This is a genomic window from Paraburkholderia phytofirmans OLGA172 (genome assembly GCF_001634365.1).
In the GTDB taxonomy this organism is placed as follows: domain Bacteria; phylum Pseudomonadota; class Gammaproteobacteria; order Burkholderiales; family Burkholderiaceae; genus Paraburkholderia.
This window is the reverse complement of sequence record NZ_CP014578.1, coordinates 577,352-590,214: the sequence shown is the minus strand read 5'-3', so window position 1 is coordinate 590,214 and position 12,863 is coordinate 577,352. Positions and strand designations below refer to the sequence as shown.

Genomic DNA, 12,863 nt, shown 5'->3' with positions numbered 1-12,863 from the left:
CGGCGCACCTACTCTTTCATTGGAAAACGTTTGCTATTCGCCGTGAGTGCCCATTCAATCGGGGCACGTCTCAACAGCGTACGGGACACAACTTCTGCGTCATTCCGAGAAGAACATCAAAGGTCCCGCACACTGCGCCGATAGCCCCGTACGTCATGCAACGCAAACCGTTCGGTTGGCTTCATGCGAGCTGGCGTGAGCGGTCGAGGCTCGAAGTTCGTCACAAATTCGATCGTGGTAGCAGCGCCGTTGTGCAGACGCAACGGCTCGTCAGCGTCGTCTCAGTCTTTCACAAGAGCACAAAACATTCTGACAGCGCAACTCGTAATACCTCACTCAACCATGAGGTCCCTCTTACATCACGCCTCTTCGCTAATGAACAGATACAACGGACTCCGAACATTGATATTTATTGAGACGGAAAGACGTGCAATGATCGCCGCCGGTTCTGCGAATCACGCTGCAACGTTGCGTGAGCAGACGCTTTGGCAACACTGCAGATTCCCGCACTTTCATCCCGTCAACATGACCAATTTTCTGTTCGGCCTCGTCTCGAACCTTGCTTTGCTGGCTATCGTGCTGATCGTGTGTCATCTGTGCAACCGGCTTGCACCCGGCGCGGCGCTCAACGGTGCGCACATTTTCGTCGCGCTGGCTTTAGCCGCCTTGCTGTTCGATGCCGCGCTGACCTTTCTCGTGTTCGCCGATGCGCAGACCCGCTATGGCACATTCAGCACACCGACCGCGTTCTTCGAACGCGCCAGCGCGTATGTGCTGGCCGCCATTGCCGCGTTGGCGTGGCAGTACGTGGCAGGTCGCGCACGCGCCACCAAAACGAACAAGAACACATTGGTCATTCGCACGTCCCCGTATTCCGAGTCACGTCTGCCGATGTAGCCCCACGCGGCCCAGGCACGAGATTTCGCCTGCGACAAATGCACGACACGAGCAGCATGTGCTACCAGGCGCCTACGCCCCTGGTATAAGGCACATTACGGCCCTCCTGAGCGCCGCAGCACACCATCCGTTTTCTCCCGTCACGCAATCCGCATCAACAGGAACGGACCTTGCGTATGCGCGTGCCGTCGCGTATAACTTCCGAAGATTGAGGGTTATCGCTTACGCCCGTCGTCGGGCATTTGCCGCTGTATTGCACTCCCGCCGTTCAATCAGTCGAAGGCAGCTTAACCAGCGAGGAATATCTTGGATCTCGAAACCGTCCGCGTGTTCATCATGACCCGAGGCATCGACCTCGGCACCAAGGTACTCGGCGCAATCGTATTGTGGGTCGTCGGCCGCTGGGTCATTGGCCTGATCACCGGCCTGCTTCGCAAACTGCTGGCGAAAAACGGCCGAGTCGATCCAACACTCGCTCACTACCTCGGTTCGATTCTCGGCGCGCTGCTGAACCTGCTGCTGATCCTCGCGATCTTGCAAGTGTTCGGCGTTCAGACTACCTCATTCGCCGCGTTGCTCGCCGGCCTCGGTCTTGCAATCGGCACTGCATGGGGCGGCTTGCTAGCCCACTTCGCGGCGGGCATCTTCATGCAGGTGCTGCGGCCGTTCAAGGTGGGCGATTTTGTCATGGCGGGCGGCGTCACGGGCACGGTCTCGGAACTGGGGCTGTTCGGCACAACCATCGTGACGCCCGACAATGTGACGACCATCGTCGGTAACAACAAGATCTTTTCGGACACAATCTCGAACTACAGCGCTTTGCCCGTGCGGCGCGTCGAGTTGACCGCGAAGATTGCGAACGGCGTCGATCCTACGGATGCGATGAACCGGTTGAAGGCGGCCGTTACGCAGATTCCGAACGTGGTCGAGAGTCCCTCACCGGATATCGAAGTGCTGAGCTTCACGCCCGAAGGACCGTTGCTGTGCGTGCGGCCCTACACGCACACCGACCATTATTGGCAGGTCTACTTCGACACCAACCGCGCAATCATCCAGACCTTCAAGGACGCAGGCTATCCAACACCGGAAACACCGCTTGCGCCGCGTATAGTCAGCAGTTGATCAAGAGCATGGCTTAGCAGGTCTGAACTGAGGCTGACGCTTGGCAAGATAAAGCGTCTTTGCGCTGCGCCAGCGGTACAAGCTACCCGTAACCAAGCCGCACCAAACGAAAACGGCGTCGCGAGATTCGCGACGCCGTTTGTTCATCCAGCTTCGTACTACGTGAAGCGTTAGCGGCTACCCTACTTTGCCGCAGCGTTCTTACGCATCACTTTCCACAGCGCGCCAAGCACCACCGGCACCACGGCCGCGCCGATACCCACCAGCACGATCACATTCAGATATTGACGGATGAACGGAATGTTGCCGAAGAAGTAGCCGAGCAATACCAGCAGCAACACCCAAAACAGCGCACCGAGGATGTTAAACAACTGGAACCGGCTCACCGTCATCTCCGAGGCACCGGCAACGAACGGCGCGAAGGTGCGCACCACCGGAATGAAACGCGCCAGCACGATTGTCTTGCCGCCATGCTTTTCATAGAAGTTATGAGTCTTCTGCAACGCGGCGCGATCGAGGAAGCGCTCAAGGAAAGGAATGTGCGAATTGAACACCCGTGGCCCGATGGCCCGTCCAATCATATAGTTAACCGTATTGCCGGCGACCGCCGCAACAAGCAGCAGCACGATCAGCAGGCCGAGATTCATTTCGCCGCTCGCGCAGAAGGCACCGCCGATGAACAGCAGGGAATCGCCCGGCAGAAAGGGCAGAACGACCAGCCCGGTTTCGCAGAACACGATAAGAAACAGCACCGCGTAGACCCAGGTGCCATACACGTGAATGAAGTCGCCCAGAAACTTGTCGATATGCAAGACAAGGTTGACGAAGTGTAGCAACGTGTCCAAAAAGCGTCCTTTATTAAGCGAATGTGAACGTAGCGGGAACGGCCGCGTCAGCGGCCTTGCAAGCGATGCGTAGCGAGCGCGTGCTCGCCGCCGGAAATTGACCGCGTCATGATACCGAAAGTGCCCCGTTACGATTAAAAATCTGCTCGCGCCGAATCGCTATAATTTCGCCATGTCAGAATTCTCCGAAACGCCTGCCGGCACCGCCGACGCGGCCGCAATTTCCGCCGCCGCGCCCGTCCTACGCCCGTTACGGGCGATCCAGCCCCTTCCCGATCAGCTGATCAGCCAGATTGCCGCCGGCGAAGTGGTCGAGCGGCCGGCCTCAGTGGTCAAGGAATTGCTGGAAAATGCGCTCGACGCCGGCGCGCAGACGCTGCGCATCCTGCTCGACGAAGGCGGCGTCAAACGCATCTCGATCACCGACGACGGCTGCGGCATCCCCGAAAACGAACTCGCGCTCGCGCTGATGCGTCACGCGACCAGCAAGATCCGCTCGCTCGCCGAACTGGAAGCGGTCGCCACGCTAGGGTTTCGCGGCGAGGCGCTGGCGTCGATTGCGTCGGTTGCGCAGATGGCCATCACGAGCCGCACCGCTGACGCGCCGCATGCCGTTCGCGTCGACGCGCATACCGGCGTATTGAGTCCCGCCGCCGGCACCCAAGGCACCACGATCGAAGTCCGCGAGCTGTACTTCAACACACCCGCGCGCCGCAAATTCCTGAAAAGCGAGCAGACCGAACTCGGCCACTGCCTCGAGCAAATTCGCCGCGCTGCGCTGGCGCGGCCGGATGTCGCGATTTCGGTCCTGCACAACGGTAAGGCGGTCGAACACTGGAACGCCAGCGAGCCGCCCGCGCGGGTCGCGAAGATTCTTGGCGAGACCTTTGCGACTGCACATTTGCCGCTCGACGAATCCGCCGGACCGCTTGCCGTCTACGGCTGCGCCGGTCTGCCGACCGCGAGCCGCGGACGCGCGGATCAGCAGTATTTCTTCGTCAATGGCCGGTTCGTGCGCGACAAGCTGCTCACGCACGCCGTGCGCGCCGCCTACGAAGACGTGCTGCACGGCGACCGCTATCCGTCCTACGTGCTGTTTCTCGACCTGCCGCCGGAAGCGGTCGACGTGAACGTGCATCCGTCCAAAATCGAAGTACGGTTTCGCGATTCCCGCTCGATTCACCAGTTCGTGTTTCATGCCGTGCAGCGCGCGTTGGCGCGGCACGCGGGCGCGTCGCCGGAAACGACCGCTGGTGGGCATGCCGCGCATCTGGAAGCGTCGCCGCCGGGCGGCCCCGCTTCACTCGGCGCTACGCAGCTGGGCGGTGCGGGCGCTGGAAGCGGTGGTGGCTTCGGGAGTGGCGCAGGCGGCCTCGGTGGTGGAATAGGAAGCGGAATGGGCAGCGGATTCGGCTCCTCGCAGCCCGGCAATACCTGGATGCGTCAGGCCCGCATGACGCAGGGCACGCTGCCGGTTGCGCAACCGCTGGCGTTCTACGACGCGCTGTTCGGCCGTAGAGACACGACCACCGGCACAACGGAAGGCGCGACGTTGTTCGAAGCGCGCGACTCGGCGGCAGAAGCGCCGCCCCCGTACAACACTTCAGGGCCCTACGCAGCGCCTGGGTTCAATGCCTCAGACGAGCAACCGCTCGGCTTCGCGCTCGGCCAGATCCATGGCATCTATGTGCTTGCGCAGAACGCGCACGGACTCGTGATCGTCGACATGCACGCCGCGCACGAGCGCATCCTGTACGAGCAGTTCAAGAATGCTCTCGCCGATCGCACGATTGCGGTGCAGCCGCTGCTGATCCCGCAAACGATGCAGGCCGATCCGATCGAAATCGGCACGGTCGAAGAAGAGCGCGACACACTGGACGCGCTCGGTTTCGATCTTGCTGTGCTGTCGCCGACTACGCTCGCGATCCGCGCCGTGCCCGCGTTGCTGAAAGACGCCGATCTGCAGGCGCTGGCACGCGCGGTCCTCTCCGACCTGCATGCGTTCGGCGGTTCTCGCGTGTTGACTGAGCGTCAGCACGAGCTGCTCGGCACGCTCGCATGCCATCACGCGGTGCGCGCGAACCGGCGTTTGACGCTCGATGAAATGAACGCGCTGCTGCGTCAGATGGAGGCGACCGAACGCGCCGACCAATGCAACCACGGGCGCCCGACGTGGTACCAATTGACGCTGTCCGATCTCGATCGGCTGTTCATGCGTGGGCAATGACGGTGCGCCTGAATAAGCTTTTTCGGCGCGCGGCGTCTTGCCTATGACCTCAAGCACTTCAAGCATTCCCGCGCCGATCCCTTGCCTGCTCGGCCCGACCGCATCGGGCAAAACCGCTGCCGCGCTGGCGCTGGCCGCACGGCGGCCGGTGGAAATCATCAGTGTCGATTCAGCGCTGGTCTATCGCGAGATGGATATTGGCACCGCCAAGCCGACGGAGGAGGAACGCGCGGTGGCGCCGCACCATCTGATCGATATCGTCGATCCGGCCAACGCGTATTCGGCGGCGGAATTTCGTAGCGACGCGTTGCGCCTGATCGGCGAGATCAGCGCGCGCGGGCGGCTGCCGTTATTGGTCGGCGGGACCATGCTGTACTACAAGGCGCTCACGCAGGGGCTAAACGACCTGCCCGCCGCCGATGCCGACGTGCGTGCGACGCTCGATGCCGACGCCGCACGTGACGGCTGGCCGGCGCTGCATGCGCGGCTTGTCGCCGTCGATCCCGTGACGGCCGCGCGCCTCGCGCCGAACGATTCGCAGCGAATTCAGCGGGCGCTCGAAGTTTTCATGCTGACGGGGCAAGCAATGTCCACTTTACTGGCCGCGCCCGCTCGAACGGATGACGCCGCTTTGGCGTGGCGCTTCGTGCCTATCGCGCTGGAGCCATCCGAGCGGAGCGTGCTGCATGCGCGCATCGAAAAGCGCTTCGACGCCATGCTGGCCAACGGCTTTATCGACGAAGTCGTGAAATTGCGCGAACGCGGCGATTTGCTGCCGGAGATGCCGTCCATGCGCTGCGTGGGATACCGGCAAGTCTGGGAATATCTCGACGGGGCGGTCGATTATTCGACCATGCGGGACAAGGGAGTCTTTGCGACCCGGCAATTGTGCAAGCGGCAGCTCACGTGGCTGCGCAGCATGACGGAGCGGGTTGTTGTTGATTGCTGCGATCCCAGCGCGACTGCGCAGGTCGTCAGCTTGATTGAAGAAATGATTTGAGGTTTTTACCCGCGCGGCGCTTTCTTTCCGTGCGCCGCGCGCAGGCAAACCAGCCCTAGGTCAAGCTGGTTAGAGGACCACCGTCTGAGCTTCACCGGCCGCGCTCTCGCGAATCACGCCGATCTTCCAGACCTGCTCGCCAGCCGCCGACAAAGATGCGATCGCAGCGTCGGCATCAGCAGCAGAAACAACCACCGCCATCCCGATGCCACAGTTGAACACGCGGTGCATTTCCGCATCCGCCACGCCGCCGTGCTTCTGCAGCCACGAGAACAGCGGCGGCATCGGCCAGCCGCGATGATCCAGCTCAGCCGTCAGACCTTCACGCAGAACGCGCGGAATATTCTCGACCAGCCCACCGCCGGTGATGTGCGCCATACCCTTGACAGCGATCTGCTGCATCAAGGCCAGCAAAGGCTTCACATAAATATGCGTAGGCGCCATCAGCGCGTCGGCCAACGAACGGCCGTCAAAATCCGCGTTCAGGTCAGGCTGCGCACGCTCGATGATCTTGCGCACCAGCGAAAAACCGTTCGAATGGATGCCGCTGGAAGCCAAACCCAGCACCACGTCACCTGGGGCGATCGTGCTGCCGTCGATAATCTTGCTCTTTTCCACCGCACCGACTGCAAAACCGGCCAGATCGTATTCGCCGTCCGGATACATACCAGGCATTTCAGCCGTCTCGCCGCCGATCAGCGCGCAGCCGGACAGTTCGCAGCCATGCGCGATACCCTTCACGACCGTCGCCGCGGTACCGACGTCCAGCTTGCCGCAAGCGAAATAATCGAGAAAGAACAGCGGCTCGGCGCCCTGAACCAGAATGTCGTTGACGCTCATCGCTACCAGATCCTGGCCGACGGTGTCGTGTTTGTTCAGTTGAAACGCGAGGCGCAGCTTGGTGCCGACACCGTCCGTGCCCGAAACCAGCACCGGTTCCTTGTACTTCTTCGGCACTTCGAACAGCGCACCAAACCCGCCGATGCCGCCCAGCACGCCGTCGCGCATCGTCTTTTTGGCAAAGGGCTTGATCGCGTCGACAAGGGCGTCGCCCGCGTCGATGTCCACGCCGGCGTCACGATACGACAAACCTTGGGCCGAATCGGTTGAATGCTGGGCGGATTTCGGTTGATTCATGGGGAAGAGCTCGAAGGTCGGTAAAATGCGATTTTACCCGATGCCGACCAGAGTTGGCGCTTCAGCGCTTACTCTGGTCCCATACAGAGTTGCCGGCCGGCTGGCTGGAATTTGAATCATCCTGAATCTTCCGGTCGCGACGACACCTGGGAACAATTTTGCAAGAGAACTCCTCGATCCTGACGCCTGTACAGCGCCGCGCCTTCATCTGGCTGGCGATTGCGTTGGTTGTCGGCATTCTGCTCTGGCTCCTGAGTCCGGTCCTCACGCCGTTCCTGCTCGGCGCCATTCTCGCGTACATTCTGCAACCGGGCGTCGCGTGGATGGTGCGCCGGCGTGTGCCGCGCGGACTCGCCGCCTTGCTGATGATGCTGCTGTTTTCGTTGCTGATGACGATGCTCGTGCTGCTGGTGCTGGCCGTCATCCAGAAAGAAGTTCCGCAGTTGAAGCAACAGGTACCCGTGCTGTTCGCGCACGTGAGCGCCTGGCTGCAACCCAAGCTTGCGATGCTGGGCCTCGCCGACTCGCTCGATTTCGCCAGTATCCGCGATCTGGTGATGGGGCAGCTCGAAGGCAGCGCGCAGCAGGTCGCGCTTTATGCATGGACCTCGATCCGCACCAGCGGCAATGTGATGATGACGGTGGTCGGCAACCTCGTGATGGTGCCGCTCGTGCTGTTTTATCTGTTGTACGACTGGAATCGCATGCTCGCTCGCATGCAGATCGTGGTGCCGCGGCGCTGGCTCGAGAAGACGCTGCAACTCGCGCGCGACATGGACCAGATGCTGTCGCAATACCTGCGCGGCCAGTTGCTCGTGATGGCGGTGCTCGCGATCTACTACGCGATTGCGCTGACCGTCGCGCGCTTCGAAATCGCGCTGCCGGTCGGTATTTTCACGGGCCTCGCTGTGTTCATCCCGTACATCGGTTTTGCAACCGGGCTCGCACTGGCGCTGCTCGCGGCACTGCTGCAGTTCGGCGACTGGTACGGCTTCGGCGCGGTCGCATTGATTTACGGTGTCGGCCAGATCGTGGAGAGCTTTTATCTCACGCCGCGCCTGGTTGGCGAACGGATCGGCCTGCACCCACTCGCGGTCATCTTCGCGTTGCTCGCGTTCGGCCAGTTGTTCGGCTTTTTCGGCGTGTTGCTGGCGCTGCCGGTCAGCGCCATTCTGTCGGTGGCGATGCGCGAGTTGCGGCAAAGCTATCTGGCGAGCACGCTTTACAACAACTGAGTCACTGACTGCTCATTGACTGTTTATTGATGTTTTAGGGCCCGCGGTTCGGGCCATTTGCGGCCTAAGCCCCATTTTCGGCATTAACCTACTGTGCTTCGTCAACTGACGCTCGATCTCGGCACACCGCCGCCATCGACATTCGACAATTTCTTCGCCGGCGCCAACGCCGAGCTGGTCACGCGGCTGCGCGAGCTCGACAACGCGCTCGCGGCCGGGCCAGTGGCCGATCGCACCTTCTACATCTGGGGCGAAGCCGGCAGCGGCCGCACGCATCTGCTGCAGGCGCTCGTCCACGAAGCGCCGCCGGGCCATGCGCGCTTTGCCGGTCCGCAGAGCAGCCTCGCCGCCTTCACGTTCGACCCGCGCGTCGCGCTGTATGCGATCGACGATTGCGACGGCCTGTCCGCGGCGCAGCAGATTGCCGTGTTCAATCTGTTCAACGAAGTGCGCGCGCACCCCACCAGCGCGCTTGTCGCCGCGGGCAATGCGCCGCCGATCGGCATGACGGTGCGCGAAGATCTGCGCACGCGCCTCGGCTGGGGCCTCGTGTTTCACCTCGCGCCGCTGCCGGACGAAGGCAAGGCCGCGGTTCTCAAACACGCGGCGCGCGAGCGCGGCATCATGCTTGCCGACGACGTGCCCGCCTACCTGCTTACGCATTTTCGCCGCGACATGCCGAGCCTGATGGCGTTGCTCGACGCGCTCGACCGCTTCTCGCTCGAACAGAAACGCGCGGTCACGCTACCGCTTCTACGCACCATGCTGGCCTCGCCCGAAGCCGATGACCGGCGCACAGCGCCCGCCTCATCTGCGTCACCCGCTGCGTCTCCCGCCGCTTCAAGTAAAATAGGCCCCCATGGCTAACCTCGCACTCTTCGACCTCGACCACACCCTCATTCCCACCGACAGCGACCATGAATGGGGCCGCTTCATGGTGAAACAAGGCATGGTCGACGCTGAAAACTTCGCCCGTGAAAACGACCGCTTTTTCGCCGACTACAAAGCCGGCAAGCTCGACATCCACGCTTATCTGATCGCCATGCTCACGCCGCTCGCGAAATATACGCGCGCTCAGCTTGCCGACCTTCACGCGCAGTACATGCGTGAAGTGATCAAGCCGGCGATCTTCCCGGTCGCGCTGGAGCTGGTCAGGGAGCACCGTGAAGCCGGCGATCTCTGCTGCGTGGTCACCGCGACCAACGAATTCATCACCCGCCCGATCGCTCAGGCGTTCGGCGTCGATGCACTGATCGCCTGCGAAGCGGAAACCGTCGACGGCCAGCCGCATTCGCCGTACACCGGCCGCCCCACCGGCACGCCGAGCTACAAGGAAGGCAAGATCGTCCGTACCGAGGCGTGGCTGGCTTCGCTCGGCAAAACCTGGAGCGACTTCGAGCACAGCTATTTCTATAGCGACTCGCACAACGACATCCCGCTGCTCGACAAGGTCACCGATCCGATCGCGACCAATCCCGACGACACATTGCGCGCCCATGCGCAGGCCAAAGGCTGGCGCATCCTCGAACTCTTTCAACCCTCGTGATCAAAAAACTTATCCGCAAGCTATTCGGCCAGGACCCGGCGCCCGCTGACGACACCCCGCCCGCCGAAGCCGAAACAGACGAAGCCGGCGAGGCACCGGCACGCAACGCGTCCGGCGCCAGCAAAGCGCGTCGCAAACCGGCACGCCCAGCCGCCAAAGCCGTGCGGGACCCCGACGTGCCGGTCATCATTCCGCACGACGTGCATGGCATCGATCAGTCGCTGATCTCGAGGAACGCGATTCGCGTCACCGAGGGTCTGCAGGAAGCGGGACATCGCGCGTTTATCGTCGGCGGTGCGGTGCGCGATCTGCTGCTCGGCATCAAGCCGAAAGACTTCGACGTCGCGACCGACGCCACGCCCGAACAGGTGCAGAAGCTGTTCCGCCGCGCCCGCATCATCGGCCGCCGGTTTCAGATCGTGCACGTGCAGTTCGGCCAGGAAATCATCGAAACCTCGACGTTCCGCGCGCTGGTCGATCCACCCGCGGTCGACGCAGCGCCGCCGCGCCGCCTGAAGCGCGACGAGCTCGACCGCCGCACCCATGCGGTGGACGCCAGCGGCCGCGTGCTGCGCGACAACGTCTGGGGCGAGCAGCACGAAGACGCCACGCGCCGCGACTTCACGATCAACGCGATGTACTACGATCCGGCCACGCAAACCGTGCTGGACTACCACAACGGCATGGCCGACATGCGCGCGCGTCTGTTGCGCATGATCGGCGACCCGGCCACGCGCTATCGCGAGGATCCGGTGCGCATGCTGCGCGTGGTGCGTTTTGCCGCCAAACTCGAGTTCGAGATCGAAGACCAGACCCGTGCACCGATCGCCAAAATGGCCGATCTGATCAACAACGTGCCTGCCGCGCGTCTGTTCGACGAGATGCTCAAGCTGATGCTGTCGGGCCACGCGCTCGCCTGTTTGAAACGTCTGCGCCAGGAAGGCCTGCATCACGGTCTGCTGCCGTTGCTCGACGTGGTGCTGGAGCAGCCAATCGGCGAGAAATTCATCACGCTTGCGCTGACCAACACGGACGCCCGCGTACGCGCCGGCAAGCCGGTTTCGCCGGGCTTCCTGTTCGCCACGCTGCTGTGGCACGACGTCCAGACGCGCTGGCAACAATTTGAAGCGAATGGCGAATATCCGGTGCCGGCCCTGCATCGCGCGATGGACGAAGTCCTCGACATGCAAACCGAGAAGCTCGCGATCCACAAGCGCTTTTCGTCGGATATGCGCGAGATCTGGGGCCTGCAGTTGCGCCTCGAGAAACGCTCGGGCAGAAGCGCGCTGAAGCTGCTGGAACACCAAAGATTTAGAGCGGGGTATGATTTCCTCCTGTTGCGCTGCGAATCGGGCGAACTCGATGAGTCGGTCGGTGCGTGGTGGACGGAGTTCATTGAAGGAGACGTCGCTGCACGTGAGACTTTGCTCACGCAAGGCGGGAAGGACCGGAGCCCCAGAAAACGACGGCGGCGCAGCAGTGGCGCCAGAACCCGCAAAGCGGGCGAGGGAATGGAGGGCGGTTCGCCAGAACGCGCAGCCAACGACGCGGGCCACGACGGCTCGCACGATGACTGACACAGCGTCGGCGGTTGCCGTCGAACGATAGTCGCAGGAAGTTATGCCATGACGGTTGCTTATCTCGGCCTCGGCGCGAATCTCGGGGACGCGCGCCAGACCCTGAAAGACGCGGTGGTGTGCCTGGCCCAACAGCACACCATCACCGTGCTCGCCAAGTCGAGCCTGTATCGCACCGCCCCGATCGACGCGGGCGGCGACGATTATTTCAACTGCGTCGTGAAGGTCGATACGACGCTCCCCGTGCGTCATCTGCTCGCGCTGTGCCACAAGATCGAGCATCAGTTCGGCCGCGAGCGGCCGTTTCGCAACGCCCCGCGCACCCTCGATCTGGACATACTGCTGTTCGGCGATCAATCGATCGACGAAACCGATCTGATCGTGCCGCATCCACGTTTGATCGAACGCGCCTTTGTACTCGTGCCGCTCGTCGAGATCGACGCAGCGCTGATCATCCCGCGGCACGGCCGCGCCGAGGCGCTGCTTGACGGCGTGAGCAATCAACGCATCGAAAGGGTAAAGGGGGCCTGCCAGTGTTCAATGCTTAATGCATTGACTGCGGACGAGTCTGATTTGGACAAGGGCCGTTGCGAATGAATTCGCCGCCGCTCACCGTCACCGCGCCGCAACTACGGCCGCCCTTCGGCTATCTCGCGATCGAAGGGCCGATCGGCGTCGGCAAGACCTCGCTCGCGCGGCGGCTCGCACAGCGCTGGTCGATGCAGGAGCTGTTCGAGCGGCCACAAGACAATCCCTTTCTCGAACGTTTTTATCGCGACACCGCGCGTTATGCGCTGCCCGCGCAATTGCACTTCGCCTTGCAGCGCGCGCAGCAGGCCCAGAACGTGGTGGCCGCGCATGGGGCGGGCACACCGCTTATCGCCGATTTCATGACGCAGAAGAACGACATCTTCGCGCGTCTGACCCTGCAGGAAGACGAGTGGCAGCTTTATCGCGCCCTCGCCGCGCGACTCGACGTGAGCGCGCCGGCACCGGATTTCGTGGTCTATCTGCAAGCCAGTCCTGAAGTGCTGTTCGCGCGCATCCAGAAACGGGCCGTGCCAATGGAACTGCAGATTTCCGATGCCTATCTGCACGCGCTCTGCGACGCCTACAACGAGTTTTTTTATCACTACGACCAGACGCCCGTGCTGACGGTCAACGCTGAACATCTGAATCCGCTCGACTCGGACGCGGACCTTGCGCTACTCGCCGAACGCATCGAAACCATGCGTGGCCGCAAGGAATTCTTTGTCAAAGGCACGTCGCTTTAAGCG

At 62.2% G+C, this 12,863-nt stretch carries 12 protein-coding genes; 10 read left to right on the top strand and 2 right to left on the bottom strand.

Going from position 1 to position 12,863, the window contains the following annotated elements; translation table 11 throughout:
- Positions 1-525 precede the first annotated feature (525 nt).
- Both AYM40_RS02540 and AYM40_RS02535 read left to right on the top strand, forming a co-directional pair.
- A complete protein-coding gene (locus AYM40_RS02540) occupies positions 526-897 on the top strand; it encodes a hypothetical protein (protein WP_063497803.1) in 372 nt (123 codons plus the stop codon).
- A 306-nt stretch (positions 898-1,203) separates the two neighbouring features.
- A complete protein-coding gene (locus tag AYM40_RS02535; protein WP_063494845.1) occupies positions 1,204-2,019 on the top strand; it encodes a mechanosensitive ion channel family protein in 816 nt (271 codons plus the stop codon).
- Between the two features lie 182 nt (positions 2,020-2,201).
- Here AYM40_RS02535 and AYM40_RS02530 read toward each other — a convergent pair whose 3' ends face one another.
- Positions 2,202-2,864, bottom strand: coding sequence for a VTT domain-containing protein (locus AYM40_RS02530; RefSeq protein WP_063494844.1), 663 nt, complete (start codon positions 2,862-2,864; stop codon positions 2,202-2,204).
- A gap of 172 nt (positions 2,865-3,036) precedes the next feature.
- Between AYM40_RS02530 and mutL the strand changes: the two genes are divergently transcribed.
- Positions 3,037-5,091 (top strand): DNA mismatch repair endonuclease MutL, encoded by a 2,055-nt coding sequence (gene mutL / locus AYM40_RS02525; RefSeq protein ID WP_063494843.1) that lies wholly within the window; start codon positions 3,037-3,039, stop codon positions 5,089-5,091.
- A gap of 43 nt (positions 5,092-5,134) precedes the next feature.
- Positions 5,135-6,091 carry a tRNA (adenosine(37)-N6)-dimethylallyltransferase MiaA gene (gene miaA / locus AYM40_RS02520; RefSeq protein ID WP_063494842.1) on the top strand — a complete coding sequence of 319 codons (957 nt, stop codon included), beginning with the start codon at positions 5,135-5,137 and terminating at the stop codon, positions 6,089-6,091.
- Between the two features lie 69 nt (positions 6,092-6,160).
- Here the strand turns inward: miaA and purM are convergent, their stop codons facing one another.
- Complete coding sequence (gene purM / locus AYM40_RS02515) at positions 6,161-7,228, bottom strand: phosphoribosylformylglycinamidine cyclo-ligase (RefSeq protein ID WP_063494841.1); 1,068 nt, start codon at positions 7,226-7,228, stop codon at positions 6,161-6,163.
- A gap of 158 nt (positions 7,229-7,386) precedes the next feature.
- Between purM and AYM40_RS02510 the strand changes: the two genes are divergently transcribed.
- The 6 genes from AYM40_RS02510 (at position 7,387) to AYM40_RS02485 (ending at position 12,860) form a co-directional block, all read left to right on the top strand.
- A complete protein-coding gene (locus AYM40_RS02510) occupies positions 7,387-8,463 on the top strand; it encodes an AI-2E family transporter (RefSeq protein ID WP_063494840.1) in 1,077 nt (358 codons plus the stop codon).
- A 93-nt stretch (positions 8,464-8,556) separates the two neighbouring features.
- Positions 8,557-9,330: a DnaA regulatory inactivator Hda gene (gene hda, locus AYM40_RS02505; protein WP_063494839.1), complete on the top strand. Its 774-nt coding sequence runs from the start codon at positions 8,557-8,559 to the stop codon at positions 9,328-9,330.
- Positions 9,323-10,009 (top strand): HAD family hydrolase, encoded by a 687-nt coding sequence (locus tag AYM40_RS02500; RefSeq protein WP_063494838.1) that lies wholly within the window; start codon positions 9,323-9,325, stop codon positions 10,007-10,009. The genes hda and AYM40_RS02500 overlap by 8 nt, the downstream gene beginning before the upstream one ends.
- Positions 10,006-11,586 carry a polynucleotide adenylyltransferase PcnB gene (gene pcnB, locus AYM40_RS02495; protein WP_063494837.1) on the top strand — a complete coding sequence of 527 codons (1,581 nt, stop codon included), beginning with the start codon at positions 10,006-10,008 and terminating at the stop codon, positions 11,584-11,586. Before AYM40_RS02500 ends, pcnB begins: the two co-directional genes overlap by 4 nt.
- A gap of 48 nt (positions 11,587-11,634) precedes the next feature.
- Positions 11,635-12,183 carry a 2-amino-4-hydroxy-6-hydroxymethyldihydropteridine diphosphokinase gene (gene folK / locus AYM40_RS02490; protein ID WP_063494836.1) on the top strand — a complete coding sequence of 183 codons (549 nt, stop codon included), beginning with the start codon at positions 11,635-11,637 and terminating at the stop codon, positions 12,181-12,183.
- On the top strand, positions 12,180-12,860 hold the full coding sequence (locus AYM40_RS02485; RefSeq protein WP_063494835.1) for a deoxynucleoside kinase: 681 nt from the start codon (positions 12,180-12,182) through the stop codon (positions 12,858-12,860). The genes folK and AYM40_RS02485 overlap by 4 nt, the downstream gene beginning before the upstream one ends.
- The last annotated feature ends 3 nt before the right edge of the window (positions 12,861-12,863 follow it).